This is a genomic window from Hamadaea flava, assembly GCF_024172085.1.
GTDB classification, from domain to species: Bacteria; Actinomycetota; Actinomycetes; order Mycobacteriales; family Micromonosporaceae; genus Hamadaea; species Hamadaea flava.
On the sequence record NZ_JAMZDZ010000001.1, the window covers coordinates 8,458,424 to 8,481,880 of the forward strand.

Annotated in this window: 15 protein-coding genes and 1 pseudogene; 8 read left to right on the forward strand and 8 right to left on the reverse strand. The window is 66.9% G+C overall.

Going from position 1 to position 23,457, the window contains the following annotated elements:
• Positions 1–104: 104 nt before the first annotated feature.
• The 5 genes from HDA40_RS42400 to HDA40_RS39555 form a co-directional block, all read right to left on the reverse strand.
• The gene (locus HDA40_RS42400; protein ID WP_253755868.1) at positions 105–947 is read right to left on the reverse strand and encodes a transposase family protein; all 843 of its coding nucleotides are present in this window, start codon (positions 945–947) and stop codon (positions 105–107) included.
• Between the two features lie 241 nt (positions 948–1,188).
• The gene (locus HDA40_RS39540; protein WP_253763202.1) at positions 1,189–2,205 is read right to left on the reverse strand and encodes a hypothetical protein; all 1,017 of its coding nucleotides are present in this window, start codon (positions 2,203–2,205) and stop codon (positions 1,189–1,191) included.
• A 75-nt stretch (positions 2,206–2,280) separates the two neighbouring features.
• The gene (locus tag HDA40_RS39545) at positions 2,281–2,940 is read right to left on the reverse strand and encodes a response regulator (RefSeq protein WP_253763203.1); all 660 of its coding nucleotides are present in this window, start codon (positions 2,938–2,940) and stop codon (positions 2,281–2,283) included.
• Complete coding sequence (locus tag HDA40_RS39550) at positions 2,907–4,037, reverse strand: sensor histidine kinase (protein ID WP_253763204.1); 1,131 nt, start codon at positions 4,035–4,037, stop codon at positions 2,907–2,909. The genes HDA40_RS39545 and HDA40_RS39550 overlap by 34 nt, the downstream gene beginning before the upstream one ends.
• A gap of 9 nt (positions 4,038–4,046) precedes the next feature.
• The gene (locus tag HDA40_RS39555) at positions 4,047–4,634 is read right to left on the reverse strand and encodes a hypothetical protein (RefSeq protein WP_253763205.1); all 588 of its coding nucleotides are present in this window, start codon (positions 4,632–4,634) and stop codon (positions 4,047–4,049) included.
• A gap of 369 nt (positions 4,635–5,003) precedes the next feature.
• Between HDA40_RS39555 and HDA40_RS39560 the strand changes: the two genes are divergently transcribed.
• Positions 5,004–7,556 carry a tetratricopeptide repeat protein gene (locus tag HDA40_RS39560; protein ID WP_253763954.1) on the forward strand — a complete coding sequence of 851 codons (2,553 nt, stop codon included), beginning with the start codon at positions 5,004–5,006 and terminating at the stop codon, positions 7,554–7,556.
• A 199-nt stretch (positions 7,557–7,755) separates the two neighbouring features.
• Positions 7,756–10,449, forward strand: a complete 2,694-nt coding sequence (locus tag HDA40_RS39565; RefSeq protein ID WP_253763206.1) for an NB-ARC domain-containing protein — start codon at positions 7,756–7,758, stop codon at positions 10,447–10,449.
• 3 nt (positions 10,450–10,452) lie between these two features.
• On the opposite strand, the gene HDA40_RS39570 is transcribed toward HDA40_RS39565, so the two are convergent.
• Positions 10,453–11,973, reverse strand: a complete 1,521-nt coding sequence (locus HDA40_RS39570) for an ATP-dependent nuclease (protein WP_253763207.1) — start codon at positions 11,971–11,973, stop codon at positions 10,453–10,455.
• A 247-nt stretch (positions 11,974–12,220) separates the two neighbouring features.
• Here HDA40_RS39570 and HDA40_RS39575 point away from each other — a divergent pair, with 247 nt between their 5' ends.
• Complete coding sequence (locus HDA40_RS39575) at positions 12,221–12,691, forward strand: ASCH domain-containing protein (RefSeq protein ID WP_253763208.1); 471 nt, start codon at positions 12,221–12,223, stop codon at positions 12,689–12,691.
• Positions 12,692–12,885: 194 nt separating this feature from the next.
• On the opposite strand, the gene HDA40_RS39580 is transcribed toward HDA40_RS39575, so the two are convergent.
• The gene (locus tag HDA40_RS39580) at positions 12,886–13,407 is read right to left on the reverse strand and encodes a transposase (RefSeq protein WP_253763209.1); all 522 of its coding nucleotides are present in this window, start codon (positions 13,405–13,407) and stop codon (positions 12,886–12,888) included.
• Between the two features lie 214 nt (positions 13,408–13,621).
• On the opposite strand from HDA40_RS39580, the gene HDA40_RS39585 reads away from it, so the two are divergent.
• Complete coding sequence (locus HDA40_RS39585) at positions 13,622–13,969, forward strand: hypothetical protein (RefSeq protein WP_253763210.1); 348 nt, start codon at positions 13,622–13,624, stop codon at positions 13,967–13,969.
• A gap of 221 nt (positions 13,970–14,190) precedes the next feature.
• Here HDA40_RS39585 and HDA40_RS39590 read toward each other — a convergent pair whose 3' ends face one another.
• Positions 14,191–15,507 carry an alpha/beta hydrolase gene (locus HDA40_RS39590; RefSeq protein WP_253763211.1) on the reverse strand — a complete coding sequence of 439 codons (1,317 nt, stop codon included), beginning with the start codon at positions 15,505–15,507 and terminating at the stop codon, positions 14,191–14,193.
• 529 nt (positions 15,508–16,036) lie between these two features.
• Between HDA40_RS39590 and HDA40_RS39595 the strand changes: the two genes are divergently transcribed.
• From HDA40_RS39595 to HDA40_RS39610, 4 genes and pseudogenes are all read left to right on the forward strand, one after another.
• On the forward strand, positions 16,037–16,225 hold the full coding sequence (locus HDA40_RS39595; RefSeq protein WP_253763212.1) for a hypothetical protein: 189 nt from the start codon (positions 16,037–16,039) through the stop codon (positions 16,223–16,225).
• A 182-nt stretch (positions 16,226–16,407) separates the two neighbouring features.
• Positions 16,408–19,479 (forward strand): hypothetical protein, encoded by a 3,072-nt coding sequence (locus HDA40_RS39600; RefSeq protein WP_253763213.1) that lies wholly within the window; start codon positions 16,408–16,410, stop codon positions 19,477–19,479.
• On the forward strand, positions 19,469–21,862 hold the full coding sequence (locus tag HDA40_RS39605; protein ID WP_253763214.1) for a hypothetical protein: 2,394 nt from the start codon (positions 19,469–19,471) through the stop codon (positions 21,860–21,862). The genes HDA40_RS39600 and HDA40_RS39605 overlap by 11 nt, the downstream gene beginning before the upstream one ends.
• Positions 21,863–22,131: 269 nt before the next feature.
• Positions 22,132–23,130, forward strand: a pseudogene (locus tag HDA40_RS39610) (DDE-type integrase/transposase/recombinase).
• Positions 23,131–23,457 lie beyond the last annotated feature (327 nt).

The window sequence follows — 23,457 nt, forward strand, 5'->3', positions numbered from 1 at the left end:
TCCTGAACGCTGCAGGTGGTTGTGTGTTGCGTGATTCGGGTGGTGGGCTGTGGGGGCAGCTCACCACCCGATGATCTTTGTGGAGATCTTTTGCCCGGGTGGGTTCATCGTGGGTTTTCGATCTGGGTGAGGATCATCAGGGCTCGCAGGAGTCTGGTGGCGTTGCGGTGGCGCATGCGCAGGCAGGTCAGGATGCGCCAGTTTTTCAGGTAGCCGAAGGGGTGCTCGTTGGCGGCGCGTTCGGCGTTGATGACCTGGTTGGTGAAGGTTTCGGTGGCGGTCAGCGGCCGGTTGGGGTGGGGCCGGCGGCCGGTGATGATGATCGGCTGGTCGGGGTCGTGGTTGGCGTCTTTGGCCAGGCCGCTGTAGGCGAGGTCGGCGATGGCGGCCAGGCCGGAGCGCTGGAGCTGGGCGGGTAGCCGGTCGGCGCGGGCGGCGGTGGCGTCGTGGGTGCGTCCAGGTCGGGCTTTGGACAGCCATAGCAGGTGTCCGGCGGGGCTGACCAGGGCCGTGAATTGCAGTCCGTGGGCGTGGTGTTTGCCGCTGTAGGTGTTGCGTCCGGCCGGGCCGTGTCGGCGGGTGGACCGGATGAGGGTGGCGTCGAGCAGTACATATTCGACGCCGGTGCGTGCGGCGCGGTGCAAGACCCGGTCCAGGCGGGGTGCTCGGGCGGCCAGGATCGTGATGACCTGCTGGACCCAGCGACGCACGGTCGACGCTGACACGTCGTTGCCACCGCCCAGGTCGGCCAGGCGTTGGTCGTGGCGCAGGTGCCCGAGCACGATCAGCGCCGCCTGATAGTCGGTCTTCTTACGCCACCGGGATCCGACCGTGGTGCGGTAGAGGGTGATCGCCCGGACGACGGCGGTGACGGTGGCGCTCGACAGGTTCAGCTTGACCTGGTAGACAGCAGGCGAGCCCTCGGCGCGGATTGGTGTTGTCTTCACAAACCACAGCAATCTGCCGAGGGCTCGCCTTATGTGGTGACGCCACGCCGCATGTGCCGCTAACGAATCGGCGACTAAAGATCATCACGAAGATCCACAGCCGGTGAGCTGGCTGAGCACCCACCCGCACCATCACGCAACACGGTTCCACCTGCGGCAATCAGGATGGAACGAGATCCCTGATCCGGCGCCCAAAGCCGAAGGGGGAGGGCGGGCAGAAGGGGGTCCGGACAGGCGGGTGTCAGTCGCGGGCGCAGGTGGGGCATTGGCCGCGCCGGCGCAGGTGGTAGCCGACGGCGGCGAGCACCAGCGCGACGCCCCACGGCGGCCAGAACAAGACGGGGGAGACCTCGCGCACGGCGTCCGCGCCCTGGAAGACGAACACGCCGGGGGTCGCCACGAACGCCATGATGCCGACGGCGGCGGCCGGGATGGTGGCCAGCTTGATCGGTACGCGCTTGCCGGCCAACCCGATCATCCAGCGCGGGAAGCGTTCGCCCCAGGGCCGGATCAGTCCTACGGTGAGGATCGCGCCGATGGTGGCCGCCGCGCCCAGGCCCAACCCGACCCAGTACGCCCCGTTGCTCTTCAACTCCGGGATGTCGGACGAGTGGACCCCGCCCAGTCCGACGTTGAAGATCCAGGCGAAGCGGAACAGGGCGTACACCATGGGGGTGGCGGCGGCGACGTAGACGACCCAGCGGCCCCACCGTGTGGCGGTGGCTCGGCTGGTGAAGCTCCCGGCTCCGCCGCACTCCACGCAGGCGTTCCGGGTGAGCCGCTGCCAGCGCAGCAGCGTACGCGCCAACAGCAGGCCGGCGACCACGCAGAGCACCTCGTTGAGCAGCGCCCAATTGAACACATCGGATGGATCGAACTTGCTCCACACGCCGAACGGCGTACCGATGATCAGAATCGGGGCGTATCCGGCGACCATGAGCAGCCGGGCGTCGGTCATCACGACGATGAGCCCGGCGACCGCCGTCCAGCCGCCGGCGAGGACCGCCGTGCGGGCCACCCCCGTCAGGCGTACCACTGGCTGTGCGTCGAGGGCGAAGGCGGTGACCGCCACGCCGAGCAGGGCCACTGCGAAGATCGGCGCGGCGATCCGCGGGTCGGCGGCCCGCAGCAGATGGGTGGCGTTGTGACCGTCGCCGGCGCCGAACGGGAAGCCGGCGCCGGTGACCGCCCAGCCCAGGGCGAGCAGCGCGTAGAGCGAGAGGTAGATGGTGGCCAGGCGGTCTTTGAAGATCGTCATGCGTCCACAGTCGTCGAACGCCGGGGCCAGGGGTTCCCTCGCGCGAGGGAGCTTGACCGGCCCGGCTGGGGGAGATCAGCCGCCGGGCGTGACGAACCCCGACTCGTACGCGGCGATCACCGCCTGGGTGCGGTCGCGCGCACCGAGCTTGGCCAGCAGATTCGCCACATGGGTCTTGACCGTCTCCACGCTGACCACCAGCCGTGCCGCGATCTCCGCATTGGACAGTCCACTGGCGATCAGCCGCAGGATCTCCGCCTCGCGCTCGGTGAGCTGGGCGGGCAGCGGCTTCGGCCGGGCGTGACCGGCGATCATCGCGCGCAGGGCCGCCGGGAACACCAGCGATTCGCCCGCCGCCGCGACCCGGATCGCCTCCAGCACCTCGGCTGGACGGGACCGTTTGAGCAGGAAGCCGCTCGCCCCGGCGCGCAGCGCGGCATAGACGTAGTCGTCGTTCTCGAAGGTGGTGATGACGATGATCTTCGGCGGTCGAGCCGACACCGCGAGCAGCCGCTCGGTCGCCGAGATCCCGTCGACCAACGGCATCCGCACGTCGATGAGCAGCACGTCCGGCCGGTGCCGGGCGACGAGGTCCGGCACGTCGGCGCCGTCCGCGCCCGTCCCGACCACGGTCATGTCCGGCGCGGCGCCGATGATGGCCGCCAGCCCCACCCGGATCAGCTCGTCGTCGTCCACCAGTGCTACGCGTACGGCAGCCACGCCGTCACCCGCCATCTCGCCCCCTCGATCGGTCCCGCCTCGATCCGCCCGCCCAGCAACGCGACCCGCTCGCGCAGGCCGGACAGGCCGCGGCCGCCGCCGGAGCGCGGGATCCGCGGGCCGCCGCCGAGCGCGTTGGTGATCTCGACAGTCACGGTCCGATCGCCCACTACCACGATCACCTGCGGGTACGCGTCGTCCGCGTGCCGGGCGGCGTTCGTGAGTCCCTCCTGGACGATCCGGTACGCCTCCCGGCGTACGACGCCAGGCAGCCGCCCGAGATCTCCGGTGATCTTCGCATGGGCGGCGAGGCCGGCGATGTCGCCGCTCGGGGCGTCCTCGCGCAGGCGGTCGCGACGCAGCAGGCCGAGCACGTGATCCAGATCGGCGGCGGCCTCCCGGCTGCGTTCCTCGATGGCGGCCAGCGCCCGCTCGGCGAACTCCGGATCGGTACGCAGCAGTTCCCGGGCCGCCCCGGCCTGCACGACCGCGACCGTCAGCGCGTGCCCCACCGAGTCATGCAGCTCCCGGGCCAGGCGGTTGTGTTCGAGCAGGAGTTCCTGCCGCTCCTCCAGCGCCCGGATCCGTTCGACGGCGGACGGGCCGAGCAGCACCGGCGCCATCAACCTTGCCAGCGCGCCCAGCCCGGCGACCGCGTACGCCGCGACGGTGACCTCGGCGGCGGTGATCGCCAAGCCGACCGCGGCGTTGTAGGACACCGCCAGCACCGGTCCGGCCGGCAGCACGATGACGAGCCCGGCGCCGAGCACCGCACCGCCGCCGACGTGCAGGAAGTACCACAACGCCGCCCGCAGCCGCGTCTGCTGATCCAGCCGGGCGTCCGGCAGCGGATCGGGCAGGTCGACGTCGAGCAGCGTACGCGCGGCAGCGATCTGCAACCCGCGAGTCGCCGGGAGCAGCGCCGGGGTTAGCCCGATCGCTGCCCCGACGACGATGAGCGACAGCGCGACCGCCGCCCCGTTGGTGCGCCACACTTGGGCTAGCGCCCAGCCGAGCACGGCGTACGGGGTCGCGATGACGCTGCCGAGCAGCAGGTAGACGCCGCGACGACCCACCGTGCGCAACGGGTCGAGCAGGCGGCGCCAGGACATCGAACCAGCCTATCCGGCAGCCGATGCGGCCCGGCGTCGCCGCCAGTACGCCACCGTCAGCGCGCCGAGCAGCGGACCCCACAACACCAGCGGCAGGTACATGGCGATGGCGAGAATGCCTTTCCAGTGATGCATGGTCAACGGGTCGGGGGCGGTCATCGGCTGGCCGGTGATGGTTCGCGAGAACGGCACCGTCACGATCGCCGCCGTCCAGATGGCGGTGAGCAAGGCGGCCCCGGCGGCGGCCGGAACGACCGCGGCGAGCGGCGGCACGCGGCGACCCCGCAGGCCGGGAAGCCACCGTGGAAACACCTCGCCCCACCGCGCGACGAGCCCGACCGCGGCGAACGCGACCGCCTCGGAGAAGATCGACAGCAGCACGACGTAGACGCTGGTCGGCATGCCGAGCGTACGGTCGTCGCCGGCGAGGACGGCCGGACCGCCGTAGACGATCGGCAGCTGCAGCGTCCAGCCGGAGATGCGCCACAGACTCGACGGGACGACGGTCAACGGGACGATCACGGCGGCGATCCGGGCCCATCGAGGCACTCCGGCGACCGGCGTATGGGCAGCGGCCCACGCGGTGCGAATGGTCATACAGCCAGCCAAGCGGCGCAGCGCGGAAGTTGGATCCCTCGCGAGAGGGAAGATCGCTCACCGCTTCGAGGGATGCCTGCCCGGCTGCGTTGGCCGGGCGGCGGCCCTGACCACGGTCATGATCGACATCCTGGCCAGGTGGCCCGAATCCGGACTACAAGACGAATTCCGAATACCGGAACCGTCCAACAAGGACGATAGTCTCGTTCATGTTCGCTCCGGCGAACGGGGAAGTTCATTCAGACATGGATGGGTTGAACGTTCGGCTAGTCAGCGTCGGCATGTGGACAGTTGATCTGCAAAGCTGCAGGCCGGAAGCGAATCGCCGCATTCCGTTCCGACAACGCCGTGGATGTGGTCTTGGCGCCGGTGTGGGATCGTGAGCGTACTCAAGCGATAGGGGGTCGTCGCATGCGACGCCGACTCATGATCCTCGCGGCACCGCTCCCGCTCTTCGCGGTATCGTACATGGCCTTTGCGCAGACCCCCAACGACGGCAATTCGCATCCCGCGCTGCGTCTCTTCACGATATTGGGGCCGCTCGTCCTGCTGATGATCTTCGCTGCGTGGTCGGTCTTGTCGGAGTGGCGTTCCAGCGAAGTGATCGTCCCCTCCATGCTGCCACCGGCGCCGCCCACGGTCGGGCGGAGCATTCAGCTGTCGAAGCTCAGGGAGTACCTGGTTTCGCTCCGTCGAGACTCGCGACCGCGACTTGTTCAGATCGTCGGCGAGCCCGGTCTCGGCAAGACCACCTTGGCAGTCGACGCGGCTCGCAGCGTCACCAGTCATTACGCCGGCGGCGTGCTGTTCGCCACCGTCGGCGCCGCCCATCTGCGGGACAGTTCGCGCGACGCCGTCACCAAGGCGATCCTCAAGGACTTCATCCAGGCGCTCCAGCGCGGCGGAACGGCAGTGCCGAACACCCTCGAGGGCTGCATCGAACGCTTCCGGGCGCTGACCTCCAAGTCGCGTCGTGGCGTACTCGTGTTGCTGGACAACGTGCCGAACGCGGCGGCCGTGAAGAACCTGCTGCCCAGCGGTCCGGCGTCCGGCGTGATCGTCACCTCTCGCAAGGCGGTTTCCCTCCCCGACTGGCACGTGATCCCGGTAGCGGCCTTGTCCCCCGAGGATTCGCTCACACTGCTTGTCAGCATCATCGGCGAGCAGCGCCTCCAGCCGACCTCCGGAGCGGACCCGAACGCGGATGCGGACGCCGCGAGGGAGATCGTCAAGCGGTGCGGTGGATCACCGTTGGCGATCCGGCTTGCCGGCGCGGCACTTGTGGCACGGCCGCATTGGAGCTTGGCGCGAGCCGCGGAAGGGATGGAGACCGTCCGGATGAAGCCGCGGAACAAGGCTTCGGGCGTCTTCGACTTCAGCTTCGCGTTGCTGACTGAGCAGGAGCAGAACGCCCTCGTCGCACTCGGGCTGCTGGAGGAACGGGTCTTCGAACCGTGGATGCTCGCCACGTTGCTGGGCCTTCCCAACGACGAGGAGGCGGTCGCCTGGCGGTTGTCGGACCGGCTCGCCACCGTGGGCCTGCTCGAAACGATCATGAACGATGCCACCGGGGCAACCGAATACAGAATCCTGGAACAGGTTCACGAGTATGCCCGTCTTCGCGCACGAGACCCGTCGTCGCCATTCGCCACGCGCGCGGATGTGGCGAAGGAGCGGCTGAAGCAGGCGCGGCGCGCACGAGGCACACGAGACCTGCGCGAGATCCGGGAGATCCTTACCGGGCAGGTCTACCCGGCACTGGAGAAGGGATATCTCACTCGATCCCAGAACTACGCGCTGGATGCCCTGACCCTGGCGAGGGAGACCATCGCGCGCGCGGAAGCCGAGGTCGACCGCACTGCGGGGGGCGCCGGATCGACGAGTGCCCGCAATCGGCTGGAAGCGGCGCAGAAGGGCGAACGGCTGGCCCTCGCCGCGCTGGCTGAGGTACGCACTGAACTCGGCGGTGTCGATGACGCGCTGGCCCTGTGCAAGCAGGCACGTGGCGCCGCGTTTCCGGAGGCCGACGTACGCGCCTTGCGCTGCATGGGCAAGCTCTACCGGCGCAAGCACCAGTTCGCCGACGCGCAGAAGGTCTTGGCCGAGGCCGCCGAGGTCGCAGACTCCATCGACGAGCGATCCGAGTTGGCTCGCGTGTACCGCGAGACCGCCATCATGCTCGGAAAGATGGGTCACACCGCGGAGGCGCTCAAGATCGTCGACGAAGGATTGTCGCTCGATCTGCCGGCCGAGGTCGCCAGACGATTGCGCCCGAGTTTGCTGTGGGCCAAGGCGCTCGTCATCGCCGACGGCTCGCCTTCGCGACATGAGGACGCCGATGCGGAGCAGATCCTGGCCGAAGCCCTCGAGATCGCCCGCGAACTCGGCCAACGGCTCTGGGCGGCGTGGATCGAGTTGCTGCTGGCGCGGGTGCTCCGCCAAGCCGACCGTCTCGAGCAGAGCAGAATGACCGCCGATCGAGCGATGGAGCTGTTCGGGCAGATGCGGCATCGGTACGGCGTCGCCTGGTGCCGTCTGGAAGCGGGACGCTCCTATCGGACCGCTGACCGCCTCAGCGATGCGATCCTGCGGCTCGAGGAGGCTCGGCAGAGCTTGTCGACCTGCGACGACCGATGGATGGAGGCTTGTGCCGCCTTCGAACTCGGTGAGGTCCTCATCCGATCCGGTCAGGAGAGCGACAACGACGCCTCGCGGCTTTCGGCCGCCGTACGCGAGCTGAGACTCGCGGACGCGCTGTTCGAACAACTTGGCGACTCGGCGAGCCGGGAGCGCGTGACGCAGGCGCTCAAGCAGGCGAATCGCGCGTTAGCCGATCGACGAACGCAGACCTCCACGGCCGGATCCCCGCCCATCGTCGACGCTGCGGGATTTTGGCACAGCAACCTAGCCGGAACTCATTGAACGCAAGGTCACCGGGATGCCCTCGACTCCTCACCCCAGATCCGGCAACGCAGCTTCCACAACTTCGGTCCGCAGCCGGCTGCGGCGCTGGACCAGAGCGCGGCGGCGGTCAGCGGCGCAATTTCGAATCCTCGTCGGAGCCGGCCTCACCGGTGTCGGCGGGTTTGCGGCGGCCGCCGCCGGAGGCGCGAATTTCTGGTTGAGCCTTTTCATCGGAGCTGTCACCGCGGCACCGGTACCGCTCATCGACGGCATTGTGCGCGATCAGCTGCGCCGGCACCGAGACTTCGAACCCCGCCGGCCGGGCGGCGGTCGGCGACGGTCGCCTGCGACGTCGGCTCAGGAGGCCAACAGTGCTCCGCTGAGCACCTTCCGCGGGCGTTCACGCGAAATCGCGCAGCTGTTGCAGCTGCACCGGAGTGAGCGAGAGGCTCGGCGCCGCCCCTCCACTGATTCGCAGGCCAGGACCGGCCCGGTCGTCATCACGATCCACGGCAAGCCAGGCGTCGGCAAGAGCGATCTTGCGCGCGAACTCGCGGCTCATCTGGCGAAGGAGTACAAAGCCGGCCTGATCTACGAGAACTTCGGCTTCGGCGGTCCGCGGCCCGCAGCAGAGATCGTGCACAGCATTCTGCTGGCCATGGGCTTCCCCGACAAAGCCATCCCCACGGACGCCATCGGCGCCGCCCACATGCTGCGGTCGGTCACCGCCGGCAAGCCGTGGCTGTTCGTCTTCGATGCGGCCCGCCACCATGACCAGGTGCTTCAGGTGATGCCGACGAACATCCGATGCACCGTGATCGTCACCAGCCGGCGTGACATGTCGGCCGCGCTGAACGCGGCCTCGTCCGCGATGTGGCTCGACGTGCCCTCGGTCGAGGAATCACTGGACATCCTGTCGGCCGTCGCCGCAGTGGACTGGCGTACCGACGCCGAGGCTGCACTCGAGGTAGTCGAGTTGTGCGGGATGTTGCCGCTGGCGATCAAGTCGGCGGCTGAGCGAGTGGCGATCGACGGCACGAACCTCCGCCACGTCGCTGATCTGCTCCGCCGTCGAGAGACGCGCCTGACGTGGCTTGAACACGGCGGGCGCGGGGTCGAAGAACGCTATCGGTCGGAATACGCCCGGCTGGTCGGGCACCTGCCGAAGGCGTTCTGTGTACTCACCCTGCTCAAATCGCCGACGTTCGTGCCGTGGGTGCTCAGTCCGCTGCTGGACGTCGGTAATCATGAGGCCGAGAACATCATGGCCAGTCTTGGTGCGGCGCAGCTACTCGATGAGGCCGGTCAGGACCCGGCTTCCGGCGTCGCCCGCTACCGCTTCAACCCACTGGTCCATTTGTACGCGCAGGCCGAGCTGCGCAAGCATGACGAGTCGGCACCCGACGCGGAGTGGGAGGCCCCGGCCCGACAGCGGCTCAACGACGCATATCTGGCCCTGACGGGTGCCGTGCTGCATGAGATCGACGCCAGTCATCCGCGCCCGCCTTCTCCGTGGCTGTCCGGCGACGACCGCGCGATTGCGGCCGTCGCCGCGCGCCCTGAGGAAACGGTGCGCGCCGAATACGACAACCTCATCGGGGTCATCAACAACGCGCCCACTGACCTGGCGTTAGCCGGGTTGAGGTGGCGCGTCGCCGCCCGGCTGCGCGGATGCGTCTCCGTCACCTCGACCCAGAAGGAGATCATCGATGCGTTTGAACTGGGCGCCTCGGCAGCCGACCTGACGCAGAACCCGCTGGGCCGGATCGAGGTGCTCCTGGCGAACGCGAGCTATCTGGTCGCCGTGGAGCGGTACCAAGATGCGTTCGATGCACTCGAACAGGCCGACAAGCTGACGGATCAAGCGGCCGCTGCGGGTAGTGACAACCTGAGCACCATTGCGACTTTCCGCGCCCGTGCCGCCCGCAAGCGCGCGGAGGCCTATGCGCAGATGGGAGCGTACGGACTGGCCGACGTGTTCATCGACAAGGCGGTGCCACTGGCCGACGCGGCGGGCGGAGATCTCGAACGCCGCCTGCTCATGGTGATGCGAGCGGACCTGCATCAGGTCTCGAGTCTCGACGCCACCGTCAGCGCCGACCCGGGCAGCGACCTGCACGACCCCATCCGCTTTCGGAGTCATCTCAACCGATCTGAGGCCGCTCGCCGCAAGCGCATCTGGCGGAGCGCCGAGGCAGAGCTGCTGTCGGCCGAGCGGGCAAGCCTCGGCGATGCCCGCCGGCTCGCCAACGTCCACTATCGGCTGTCGCGTCTCTACCTGGCACGGTGGTGTCAGAGCATGCCGAACCTCGGGATCACCGATGACGAGGCGTCGGCTGGGGACTCGGTGCCCATCCCCGGCAGTGATCGCTCCGGGGAGCTACGCCCCCTGCTCACCAAAGCGATTCTGCGATCGGCCGAGGCGGCACTGGCGTTCCACCGGATGGGTAACCTGGTCGGGGCGGTGCGCGCACAATGTCTGCACGTCAGAGCGCTGGCCGCCGCGAATCTCTTGCTGGCCGCCGAGCGGACGGTCCGCGATGTGACCGCCCAACTCGGCCGTCCGGAGGTGCGTTGGGCGCCGGTGTACCCGTCGGTTCGCGCCCGGTATACCCGCGCATACGGGGAGATGATGCTGCATCGCGGCGATCTCGGGGCGGCCTGGGAGCTATTGGTCCGCGCATCAGAGCTTTTCGCCCAGAACAAGGACTGGTCGAGCCAGGCCGAGTGCCTGGCTTTGATGGATGCCGCGCAGCGGGTGCATCCCTACCCGCAGCGCTACGGCTTGGCGGCGATCAACCAGGCTCTCGACGGCGCGTTCGAGACTCTCAATGGCAAGGACTCCGGTGACGCGGCGCATTGGCAGCCCATTTCGCAGCGTCGATCGCCGGCCGAAGCGCACACCGCGTAGGGTTCAGGAGAACAGCCTGGCGTCGATTTCGCGAAGCACGTCGACGACTTCTTTGGCCGATACCTCGAACTCCTGACGTGCCTGCGTGGGCTCTTGTTCGCACCAGTCGAGGACCTTGAGCAGTAACGCCTTCTTCGCGGATCGACGAGCATCCCCCGAGAGCGCCAGCGCGGCGTCGGTCTCGCCGCCGAATCGGGCCGGGTAGTACCGCTCGAACTCCGGCTGGGACCACACTCGGAAGTGCTCGGTCGGCCAGTCTGAATAGGTCGCCTGCAACTGGCGGATCGCGTTCTGCCCGGAGGGCTCCCCGTCGGCGATGACCCAGGCCCGACCGCGATAGACCTGATTCAGGTGGACATAGAGGAAGAGCCTCCGGCAGTCCTCGAACAGGGCCTTGACCTTGCTGGTGCCGCCGGCCGAAACGGTCCGGACGCGGGTCAGCCGGGGGACGAACCAGGGCACCAGATAGCTGCGGATGATGGACTCCGCGGACGACTCTTCCAAGATCAGCCAGCCGTCGTAAAGATCGAAGTCGATCAGCTCGTAACCGAGGTCCCGCAAGATCTCGATGCGCGCCTGCGGAGTGCTCTCCAGCGGACGGACCGCCGACACCGGTACGCCTTCCGCGGGTTCATCGGCCTCGACGGCGAAGATCTTGGTGTCGGGCGCTGCGCCGAGGTGGCGCAGAACGATGTTCGAGTGTGTCGTGATGAAGAACTGATTCCCCGAGGACCGCTGAACGATGACCTCCAGCAGCGCCTTGAGCGCCTGTGGATGGACGTCGTTCTCGGGCTCCTCGATCAGGTAGACGTTGCCGTCCTCCATGCACAAGTCGGCGATGAGACCGAGCAGGCTGGATACGCCGTCACCCATCGACTCGATCGAAATGGTGTCGAACCGGCCGACCGAGATTCCCGCCTGGTGACCACCGGCGGCGGGAAAGGCGCTCACCCGAAAACCGAGCAGGCGAGCGCAGAGATCGGCATATTCGGCCGAACGCGCGTAGTCGACGTTCGCCAGGCGGTTGACCTTCGCCACGAGGTGTTTGAGGCTCGTGGCGACGGCGCGGGTCCGCTCGATGTCGACGACGCGATCGAATTCCACGACCTTGCGTTTGGCCAGATACGTGTACATCAGATTGTCGGGCTCTCGCGCGGGCGCGCGAGAGACCTCAGTCTCGGTTCGACTGGAGAGCACGGCGAGCGCGCAGTCGCATCCTGATTCGTTCTTGCTCATCCGAAGGCGGAGCGCCATCGGATCATCCACCTGACGTCCGAATCGGCGCTGCACCGCCCGCGTGAGGTCCTCGCCGCCGATCGACAAGTTGATCTCAGCCTCGTCCGCGCCGATCCGAACGTCTTGCGGACCGTACTCGGCCCCCTCCTGCAGGCAGTGCAGGGCCTTCAAGACGGCGGACTTTCCCGCGTTGTTTCTACCGACGAAGACGTTGATGTCTCCCAAGTCCAACGTGCCGGTGTCCTTGAAGCACTTCCAATTCCTGACGCGCAGCGAAGTAATCTTCAAGGTGGCGCCTCCCGTGATGCGAAAACTCAGTTGTTCACGCGAACGCTACGCCAATGTCGGTACCGGGAAATACCTCGATCGTGTCGCTGGTCAAAGCCCGGTTGTCCAAAAAGTCCTACCCATTGATACTGCGATCATCATCGATTAATCGCGCAGGGTGGCCCGCCCGGACCATACCGACGTCCGCACCCAGGCTTGAGCCCCGTCGAATCATGCCGCGTAAGCTCACGCACGACTGGAGGTGCCGGTGAGGCAGTTGAGCGAGGTCCAATCGTCATTCTGGCAGGCTTATCTCGAGACTCTCTCGCCGGAGAGCCGACCGGCCGATCCCTTCGTCGAAGCGGCCTTCGCCGGACCCAGGGAGTCGACTGACGAGCTGCTCGACTTGTACCTGAGGGGGCGGAAGACCGCCGGTAGCAGCATCAAGGAGGACTTCGTCACTGCGGGCGATCCATTGCCAAGGGTCGGCAATTTCTGGATCCTGCTGAACAGCCGAGACGAGCCGGGCTGCCTCCTGCGGACCGAGAAGATCGCGGTGCACAAGTTCTATGACGTTCCGCCCGAGGTCGCCGTGGCCGAGGGTGAAGGGGATCTGTCGCTGGATTATTGGCGACGAGTGCATCAAGCGATATATGAGCCGCACCTCGCGGAGTGGGGGCTGGCATCGATCGCGGATGCGACCGTCGTCACGGAGTACTACACCTTGGTGTTCACATAGCCCGGTGTCTCCGCTCCCGGCCGCAGCGAGGTGGCAGTCGCCGGAAGCTGCCCTAAACCTTCACGGTGGGCTGCCACGCCCGCACCTGCCCCACCTCTGTGGCGCTGGCGATCTTGTGGACCACCTTCACTACGACGAGGTCGTTGCTGAACGCGAGCATGCGATGGGGACTCGGCGGCCACTACGCATAGCGGCTATGCGAGGTGCTGGGAGGCTGTGTGCCGGGGCCGATCGACAGCAAGAGGGGCTGGCCGGCGGTGATGAACCTGCCTCGTGGGAACGCCATCACGACTGCCAGCGACATGAATTCCTGAAGTCGAGGTCGTCGCCGGTCGTCCACCGGCTGACCCGGAAATAGTCCTGCTGGACGCAGACGACGCGAAGGCCAACGGTTTCTCCCAGCCCTCCACGAGGCGATCCACCATCAAAGCCAGCAGGCGATCGGCCCGGTCATCCTCTGCGAGCCGGTCGCGAAACTCGCTGAGCACCGAGAAGTCGGGTCCCGGCTCGTCGAGTTCCATGCCCAGGCAGTACTTCCAGTCGATCCGGCAGGCCACCGCCGGGGCCGCCTGCCGGTCGGTCAGGTTCTCCGCATACTGCAACACCGACGCCAACGCCAGCCGGGCCGGTGACACCCCACGCCGCCCGTCGACGGGGAACCAGCCGGCGAAGTCATCGTCGGTGAACAACTCCTGCAACCGGTCATGTATCCACATCGCAGGAGTGCCGCGTGGGGCTGCATGCCCAGGCCGCCCGTATGGTCCGGGCCGGGATCGCCCTGCCACCGCCATAGCCCATCGACATCGCAGCGCTGGCTTCTCTTTCAGAACGCGACACCGTCCCCTGCACGTAGAAAAGCACCACGGCACGTGACTTGTCGACTGAGTGAACTAAATTCCCACCAATGAGATCACCAGGAGCATCATAAATGTGGGCCAGATCCAATATTCGGCCGTCGTGGACAGCCTCAACGTCCGCTGGGCACGAGCCGAGCGGGCCTGGCTCGCCTGCGCACATTCACACACGCGATCCTCGCCGCGCTACTGGTCGGCACGACCATCGTCTCGCCCCCACCGGTGTCTGCGGCCGGAACACGGCCGCTGTTCCAGCTGCCGTTCCCGTGACATTCCGGACCTGGGCAACTTCGACTTCGGGCATGCCGGCCCGAATCTGCCGATGCCGGTCGGCATCCGCGTCGGCCTCGATGCGCAGCAGCGGACGTTGTCGCTGCTCGAACCGGCGGTAGGGCCGCACGCGACGGCGGGACCGGTCAGCTGAGCACTGCGGATCAGTGAGACGACGGCCCCCGGGCAGCACCCACCGGGGGCCGACCCTCGTTTTGGTGACCCGCCGCCCTGAGTCGCTTGTGCGGCCTGCGGGAGGGGACATGATCACCTGGTGGCTCGTGTTGATCTAGAGGCTTGGGCCCCGACGTCAGCGATCACCAACCCGGTGAACGTATACGGTCACCGGGTTGGCCAGTGGATTCCGCTCGTGCGTCAGGGGATGAAGGTGATGTCGGGAAGGCGCGGGGACGGCCCGTCCAGTACGCTGCCGTCCCGGCCCCGCAGCCACCGGTCGAAGAACGCGGCGATAAGGGTTTCCTCGGTGGTGACGGCTCGGGTTTGATCGATGTTTCCGATGATGCGAGTGACGAAGCTGTCGGGAAGTCCAAGCTGCCGGGCGATCTGCGGGATCAGCGACACCGTGTCCTTGTAGGAGTCCTCGCCTTTCGCCCCGTTCACATTCACGTCGACATGCCAGCCGCTGCTGTTGTCCCACAACATCTTCCAAGACGGTGTCTGGTTGTGGTCGGTGCTCGGGTCTCCCATGAACATGAACGGCTGGTCCAGGCCGTGCTGTGCCACCGGCCACAGCTGATTGGGGTCCGGGATCAGCGGCGACTCGATGTTGCCGCCGAGGTCGACGGCGGCCTTGATGCGTCGGTCCTCGTCCATGGCCTGCAAAGCGACCAGCCCGCCCGCCGACACGCCGAACATGCCAATGCGGTGCAGGTCCATCGCACCGGCCAACCCGGCGGGAAGCCGCCGACCTTCCGCGTCCGGGTTCGTGCCGCAGGCCAGAGCCGTGAGCTGGTCAAGCACGAAGCGGATGTCTGCGATTCGCACGTCGAAGACCTTGGTCGCCAGCGTCAGGAAGTCGTTGCTTTGCTGAACTTCGTGGAACCACTGCTCCCATAGGCTGCCGACCACGCGGCCATGCGGGAACTCCACCTCGGATGAGTCGTAGGTGTGGTCGATTGTCACCACCACGTACCCGCGGCTGGCCAGATCCTGCACGATCGTGGTTTCCCAGGTCCGCGGGTCGCCGGCACCGGGCGAGTACAACACCACCGGCAACGGCCGGGCGTGCAGCGCCACCGGTGCGCCCTCGTGACCGCTGGTCCGTGTCGCGGCAAAATCCACCGAGTCTGGCGGTATGCCGTACAGGCTGGAACCGAACAGCCCGTTGCCGGCGGCACTGCCGAAATGAGCCGCGGCGCCGGATAGCATGTGGGGCGCCAGCGGGAAACGGCCCGCATCTCTAGCCGGGTACCAGACGCTGACCATCAGCTCGCGGTATGACGGCGTGGCCGTCCATGGATTGGCGCGGGAACGGTCGATCAGGTGCATGTCCACCGTACCGACCGGGTACGGACCGGTCGCTGCCGGCAGCGTCAGCCTGGCCAGCTCGCCAGTTCCCGGCTGGGCCTGCGGCGCGCCATTCCGCGAGGCGGACGACGGCGTCGCAAACGCGATCATGACACTGCAGACAAGCAGCGAAGCGAACGCCGCTGCGCGTGCGTTCCGTACCATGCATAACTCCTAGGGAAACCAGGGCCCCGCCAGCCGTTGCCCTCATCGACCTAACGCTATGAGCGCCGCGTGGTGCGGTAGAAGGGGGTTACCACCCGTCTTCGCGCCGGGGGATAGCCCCCTATCCACAGGGGACACACAGCCGCAGTCTCCGGCGAGGTTGAGCGTCTGCGCGCATGACCAACCCGGCCGGGGGACTCCCGCCACCCAGATCGAATATGTCAATACCTACGGAGGCGGCGCCGTGGATGTGGACATCTCGAAGCGAGATGACGCCCGCCACTCGTGCGCCCCGACGCGATGCCTGTCAGGCCGAAGCGGGCCGGTCACCCGTGCAGCCAGGCCACACCTCCGTGCCGTGCTTCTCCCTGGGCAGCGACCCACTCCTGCGGCTGGCCGAACTGCGGCGATAAGAGCCGACCGTCGCCGTAGTCGTTTCGCATGATCGTCAGACCTGCACTCCAGACCGAGATGATGACCAGCGCGGCGCTGACCGTCCAGATCAGGTGAGGGCAGCCTTTGACGAAATGTGGTCGGGCGGCGCCGGAGGCCCGCGCGCGTACCGGGGCTGGGACTGGCGAAGATCGCCAAATCGGTCGGCCTGCGCAAGGCGGCCGAGCTTGGCATCGCGGACGCGTACACGACCAACGACGAGGTCAACGAGCCGATGCTGGTGTTCAACGTGTGGCTCGGCTACAAGCCGTGCGCCCAACAGTAGTCATACATGAAGACGATCTGACGCGGACCGCCCCGGGTAAGGACCGGGGCGGCCGACGATGACCGTCCGATTTAGGCCGTCGGCTACCTAACACACCGATTCCGCATCGACACGCGGCATGGTCGAATCTGCTCACGAAAAGGCGCATCCGGTTCGATTTTTACCACACGGGTGGAGATGCGATGGAGTCTCTTTTCAAATTCGCTCAGGCGCGCCCCGCGTACCGCAGCGACCCCGATCCGATCCCGCTCGCGGCGCCGACCGAACTCCAGGCGCTGCTCGAAGCGGCGGCGGCGCTGCCCGACGGCACCGCCGAGATGAAGCGCCACGCCGAGGCGTTCACACACACCGAGCATTACGTCACGGGTGAGCAACCCGATCAAGTCCTCGACCAGCTCAACGCGGTCGCGCAGGCCCTGCGCGAGGAGCCGACCGGCGATCTGACCGCCGTCATCACCGAGGCCCTGGGTGGTCCCGTCGCGAGTTTCCTCGACAGCGCACAGGTCACCGATCGGCTGCGTGACCTCAAGGACAGCATCCTCGTCATCAAGCTGCTCCCAACCGAGCACGGCAAGCCTATTGACAGTCTCGTCCAGGCTCTGCGCGCCTACAATTTCCTGGTCCGGTTCGGTTCAGACCAGCAGCAAACGTCGCCGTCAGCGGCCATGCGCCGCGGCGTTGTCGTGCCCGACTGGTTCGTTCGTCCACGCGCGACAAGGCAGCCGCTGCCGACCGGCGGCTCGATCCGCGATCGCCTCAGAGGCCTGGCGGACCGGTACGACGGCCTCGACGTCGCGATCGCCGACCTGCTGACGGTGCCGTCGACCGGGTTCCAGGCGAGCCCGCAGGTGGCGTTGCCGGAGCGGCTGCCACCCGTCGGACTGAGGCCGGCGGCCCTGTTCCAGGCCGAGGTGAGCATCCGGCAGAAGGTGCTGGAGACCACGGTCTTCTCCGCCGGCACGACCGTGTCGCGTACCGGGACACCCAGCGCCGGGACGGTGGCGTACGCGGCGGACAGTCTCTCGATCGAGACGCTCGGTGCGAAGCTGCCCGGGTTCCGCGCCGGGCGTGGTGCGTTCGTCGCACTCAGCGGCCGCCCGGCCTTCGAGCCCGCGATGGGGCTGTTCGGTATGCGCTTGCAAGGTACGGCCATCGAGCGGCTGCGCGAATCGACCCGAGCGACCCTGACCGGTCACGGGCTCGACCTGCAGGCACCATTGCCCGAGAGTGTGTCGGCACTCCTGCAAGCGCGTAAAGCGGTGCACGACGAGGCCCAAGCGCTGGTGCGGCCGCTGCTGGAGCGGGTGTCCTTCCGGCGCCGCGGCTCCACATTGATCACCCGATCGGACGCGCTGCTCGCGCAGGCGGTCGCCGCGCCGCCGCGGGGCCTGATCGACGTGTTCGACCAGCTCAGCCCGGCCGAAGTCGGGCAGCCGGCCGTGCCGATGACCCACGCCGACATCACTCCGGTCGGCATCATGGATCTCTTGATCGTCCGGCAGGCCCTCAAGGGCTATGAGCTCGGCGAGATCGCCCACGTCGAGAACGTGCTCCAGGGCGAGCTTCGTGACCGCGTCGTGCGTACGCGGACCGAGACCGAAGCCACCTTCTTCGAGGAGCGGGAGCAGGAGACGGAGCGCACCTCGTCTCTGGAGACGGCTGACCGGTTCGAGATCCGTCGTGAGGCCCAGTCCCTTCTGAGCGAACGCGCGGACGTGCGTGGGTCGATGTCGGTGTCCGGCAGCTACGGGCCGACCGTGGACTTCCAAGCCACCGCCGACGGTGGCTGGTCCCGCGATTCGCAGGAGAGCGAGACCTCAGCGAACACGATGGCCCGGGACGTGACGCAGACGGCCACCGAACGCGTCGCCGAGCGGATCCTCACTCGGCAGACGCGGCGAACCACGATTGAGGTGGAGGACACCGACCGGCACACCTTCGACAACAAGGACGGCACCGATCACATCGTCGGCGTGTACCAGTGGCTGACGAAGGTCTATGAGGCGCAGGTCTACAACTACGGGCAGCGAACGCTTTACGAGCTGATGGTGCCCGAACCCGGTGCCGCCCTGCTGGAGGCGTTTCGCCGCACCCGGGCCGAGGCCGTCGAGATCGCCGAGCCACCCCGGTTCACCCTGCGGCCGCGGGACCTGCATCCGGACACCTATCAGCAATTCGTCGCACTCTATGGAGCTACCGGCGTCAAGCCGCCGCCCCAGCCGTATGTCACGCAGGGATACGACTTCAGCACGGGCGGCGAGTCGGAGGACCAGGAGTTCACCGACTCCACCCAGATCAAGGTGCCGGACGGCTACCGCGCCGTGCAGGCAACGGTCGCCGTCGCCGTCACCGTCTGGGATGACTGGGCGGTCGACGTCGTCGTCGGGCGCCACGCCAACCGGTTCCAGGGCATCAGCAAGGTATGGACCACACCGCTCGACGACGAGACGGAGTCGGTACCGTTCGGCATCGTCACCGACAAAGTCGGCGACATCGCCGTCGCGGTAGAGGTGCACTGCACCTCTACGGACCGGGCCATCGGCCTCTGGCAGAGCGAGGCGCATGGCCAGATCCTCGACGCTTACCGCGCCCGCCAGTCGGAGTACGAGGCGAAGCTCTCCACGCTGGAAGCCGACGCGCCGCCGGACATCCGCAGCCGCTCGGCGTACCGTAACCGCGAACTCATGGTCGACGAACTCAAGCGGGCCTGCGTGAGCGTGCTGACCGAGCAGCACTACGAACTCTTCGACGCGATCGACACAGGGCCCGACGGCCTGCCCCAGATCCGTTTCGCCGAGGCCAGGGCGGAAGGCGCATACGTCCGCTTCTTCGAGCACGCCTTCGAATGGGAGAACATGTCGTGGATCTGCTACCCCTATTTCTGGGGACGGCGATCGACGTGGTTCGAGCGTCTGGAGATCCAGGACGGCGACATCGAGTTCGAGGACTTCCTCAAGGCGGGCTACGCCCGGGTCGTCGTGCCCGTACGGCCGGGGTTCGCGGCGGCGGTCGACCACTTCCGGCTCCGCGGGGAGCCGTGGGGCGGCGGTCCCCTCCCGACGATCAGCGACAAGACCTATCTGCCGATCGCGCAGGAGATCGCCGAACGCCTCGACCGGCCGGGCCAGGAGATCCCTGTCGGCGAGCCGTGGGACGTGCGCGTACCGACCACGCTGGTCCACCTGCGGCAAACCAGCGGCCTGCCAGGCTGGGTCAAGCAGCCCGACGGCGGGTGGCTCCCCGATGACCGGTGATCTCCTGGAGATGGTGGCGCGTCCCAAGGACGGCGCCATCTACGACGCGATGCCCGACCTCGACGGCGTCCTTTCCTGTGCCGGCCAACTCTTGCCGGACGAGGGCACGGCGACGCTGCAGGTGACCGACCATGTGCTCGACGTGTCCTGGAACTGGACGTTCCGCGCGGGCCAGGCGAGCGCGCAGCGGTGGCGGGAGCTGGGTATCTCGCCGGTGGTGTGGCACTTTTCGCCACCGGCGACCCCCCAGGAGCCCGGCACGCGCGGACGCACCTACCGGGCTCCGGCGCTCGTTCTGGCGGTCGACCGCGACGTGACCATCGAGTTCCAACCGGAACGCAAGAACCTGACCGCCTTCTCGGTGAAGAGGCCCGAGTACGTCTCCGGGCCCCTGTCGCTCCATTCCGACCCGACACCATGCCAATGCCACCCGTCGCACCACCAGCGCGCCTTGACGACGCCGCAAAGGGGCGTACTAAAAGAAGGCTATCAATGGGTCTCGCTAAGTCCGCACGTGGAGATCATCCGCGTCCAGAACCCCGCGCTCATGCCGAGCTTCGACCGGCCCGAGTCGATATTCGCCTCCTACGACGGGCCATACCTGATCAAAGCCTTACAGAGCGATCCCACGGCGGTCGATACCACTGACTTCAGCCCGACCGGCGAGTTGACCGAAGCCGCGGTCGCTCGGCTCGATCTGAGGTTCCGCGGGAAGATGCGGCCCGGGATGCTCGTGGCGGCTCGCGGTGACGGGCTCGTGATCCAGTCGCTGGAGAACAACTTCTTCGTCGAGGTCAAGGTGAAGGACCCGATGAAGCCCGCGGCTTTCGCCCACACCGAGATCCAGCAAATCGCGAACTTCATCATGATCAAGCGAGACAAGAACATCGATATCAAAGTGACCGTGGACCCTGGAATCTGGCGCCCCGATTTGCATGTCATGGTCTATGCCAAAACCGTCGCTCACGATGAGGTGCCGATCCAAGGAGCACTTCCCTACGAGATGACGGGATACGAGGAAATCGAGGACGAGTCCGGCCGCGGCGGCTCCCCCCTCACGATGTTCATCGACATGGCGATCTCCGCGATTCCCGTGGTCGGCATCATTTACGACCTCGGGCAGCTCAGTTACATGATCGCGACGGGAAAGAACTTCTGGGGCGCCAAGGTCTCGTCCGTGGACATCGTGTTGAGCGGCGTCTTCGCGGTCGGCGCTCTCGGCCTGAGCGTCGGTTCCCTTGTGAAGTCGATCCGTGCGCGCGCTGTGGCGGCCGTCGCCGCCCGGCTGGACAACCTCGCGGACCAACTGCCGGAAGCGGTGCTCAACGGACCGCTCTTCGACGTGATGCGCCAGATGCCGAAGGGCGACCAGGAGGCCCTGGCGAAGGCGCTGGGCAAGGCTCTTGAGGCCGGCGACGCCGTCGCCGGGGTGAAAGCAGTACAGCAAGCCGTGGCCCAGACGCTCAAGCGCGCCGACGCGACCGTCAAGCAGGCCATCGTCGACGGCATGGTCAGAGACCTTTTCACCGAGGACCTCAGCTCGTTCCGCAACACCTTTCTGCGCGTGTCGTTCGACACCTACAAGATCAAGAACCCGACCGGGATTCTCACGCCCGTTGCCTGGCTGCGATCGACCAAGGGCATGTGGGTGAACGGTTACATGAGGCAGATGCTGGGGTCCAACTGGAAGATCGTCCTCGCCGAGAGCCTCGGTCTGGCCGGGAGCCGCGTCAAGAAGTTTGATCAAGCGATGCTCAAGCAGTACGACTTGATCGTCAGCAAGGGCCTCATCGAATACGCCGAAGCGAAGAAACTCGTCGCAATGGTCCCCGGGCTTGGCCGGCACGTCGAGCTGGATCACCTCGTCGAACAGCGGTTCATTCGGCAAAGCATCGAATGGGTGGACGCCCTCCCAGAGGATGCCGCCCTGATGGTCTTCCCCGTTCCGAAGAACGCAGCTGCCGCAGCCGAGATCCTCAGGATCGACCCGAGTTCCAAGATCATCGAATATGTCCACACGGCGAAGACCGATGTCATGCGACAGCTGATCCCGCACGGTGCCGAGCACCTGTTCACCGTCCAGCAGATCGCCGACGCGACCCTCTACACGCTCAAGTCGCTCGGCGCCCACAAGTATCTGCCAGTCACCGCTCTGCGGGGCGACTTCGCGATGCTCGCGTTGGCCCGAGCAACGAACATCGACGCCCATGCACTGGCCGCCCGCAAGGGCTTCTTTCAGGCGGCGAACGAGGTCGGCATGCCCAAGATCCGCAAATGGTCCCAGGTCACGGCAGAGCTCGTCTCGCCGGCCAACGGGTTCCCCAGGGTCGCGCGCGTCAACGGCGTGTGGCGAGTCGTCAGTTCGACCGCGCCGAAGCCATGACACGGCCTCGTTGGGTGCGAAAAGGCGGTCATGCTCGCCTGGGGCCGAGCATGACCGCCGTTTACTTGCCGCAGGCAGACGCCTTGATGGGTTAGACGCCGAAGTACAGCTGGAACTCGTGGGGCCGGATGCAGGCAGACGTGCAGGGGCTCAAACCCCGATACCAATAAGGACCCGGTGCTGCTTGATCGGGACTGCCCCGGCTTTGCTTGACTCCTGACCTGCGAGGATAGGTTCTTCGCTGGAAGGAAGTCGATCGTGCCGAAGGCATCCCCGAGGAGTTCCGTCGTGATGTGGTCGCGGTCGCCCGTAAGGGCCAGGCCCCGGCGGCACAGATCGCCAAGGATTTCGGAATTTTCGAGTCTCGTCCGCACCGCTGGCTGAAACTGGCCGACATCGAGGACGGAGTTCGGCCCGGCGTCACCGCCGACGAGTCAGCTGAGCTTCGTGAGCTGCGCAAACGTAACCGGCTCCTGGAGCCGGAGAACAAGATCCTGCGCCGTGCCGCGGCCTACTTCGCCTCCCGCGAGCACAACCCAAAATGACCTACCCGCTGGTTGAGGACCTGGCCGCCGACGACATCCCCGTCGCGGTCGCCTGCCGGGTACTGGGGTTCTCCAAACAGGCGTTCTGCCAGTGGAAGGCCGATCCAGTCTCGCAGCGCGACTGGGACGACGCCCACCTGATCAACGCCGCCCTCGACATCCACCACGACGATCCAGCCTTCGGTTACCGGTTCATCGCCGACGAGCTGAACGCCCAGGGCATCGCGGCAGACAGCAACCGGGTCGCGAGGTTGCGCTCGATGCAGCGCATTGGTCGGTGTTCGCCAAGAAACGCGGCCCGCATCGCCGTTCGGGGCGGATCGTCGGCTACCCCATCGACGCCCGGATGAAGGCCGGCCTCGCCGTCGCGGCGCTGCGCAACGCGATCGCGTTGCGCGATCCGGCTGGCACCGTGGTCCACTCCGACCGCGGCAGCCAATTCCGGTCACACAAGTTCGTCAAAGCGTTGCGCCGCAGCGGACTTCGCGGATCGATGGGCCGTGTCGGCGCGTGTGGTGACCAACGCCGCGATGGAGTCGTTCTTCGCCCTGCTGCAGAAGAACGTTCTCGATCGCCAGTGCTGGGCGACTCGCCAGGAACTGCGCCTGGCGAGTCGTGACCTGGATCGAACGCACTTACCACCGTCGCAGGCGCCAGACCCGCCTCGGCCGACTCACCCCGATCGAGTTTGAGACACTTCACAAGACCGCAAACGCGGTCTGACCAGCCCAACCCCGAGAGTCAACCAAACTCGGGGCAGTCCCTGTCGCCGCTGATCCAACGCACACGAATACCTGGTTCCTCGGGCGACATACCGCTCGGCATCGCGACAGCATTTAGCTCACGGCAGATGACGTGACGCGTCGCGGTCAGTACAGCGGCCACAGTGTTGCGGCGCCGCGCCCACTCGTCAACTCCTGTCGGTAATGCGGCACTGAGGAAGAGGCCCGATCCCGTTCCTCGCGAGCCGAGCAGCGTGGTTCCGACGCCCGAAGCGAGCAGGGTTCAATGACATAGCGGGCTCTTGATGATCGCAGCGGCGTAGACAAC

Excerpts from the sequence above, each read along its gene's own strand:
- HDA40_RS39540 (WP_253763202.1), bottom strand. The coding sequence starts at position 2,205 with ATGACGATCTTCAAAGACCGCCTGGCCACCATCTACCTCTCGCTCTAC.
- HDA40_RS39545 (WP_253763203.1), bottom strand. The coding sequence starts at position 2,940 with ATGGCGGGTGACGGCGTGGCTGCCGTACGCGTAGCACTGGTGGACGAC.
- HDA40_RS39550 (WP_253763204.1), bottom strand. The coding sequence starts at position 4,037 with ATGTCCTGGCGCCGCCTGCTCGACCCGTTGCGCACGGTGGGTCGTCGC.
- HDA40_RS39555 (WP_253763205.1), bottom strand. The coding sequence starts at position 4,634 with ATGACCATTCGCACCGCGTGGGCCGCTGCCCATACGCCGGTCGCCGGA.
- HDA40_RS39580 (WP_253763209.1), bottom strand. The coding sequence starts at position 13,407 with ATGTGGATACATGACCGGTTGCAGGAGTTGTTCACCGACGATGACTTC.
- HDA40_RS39590 (WP_253763211.1), bottom strand. The coding sequence starts at position 15,507 with ATGGTACGGAACGCACGCGCAGCGGCGTTCGCTTCGCTGCTTGTCTGC.
- HDA40_RS39600 (WP_253763213.1), top strand. The coding sequence starts at position 16,408 with ATGGAGTCTCTTTTCAAATTCGCTCAGGCGCGCCCCGCGTACCGCAGC.
- HDA40_RS39605 (WP_253763214.1), top strand. The coding sequence starts at position 19,469 with ATGACCGGTGATCTCCTGGAGATGGTGGCGCGTCCCAAGGACGGCGCC.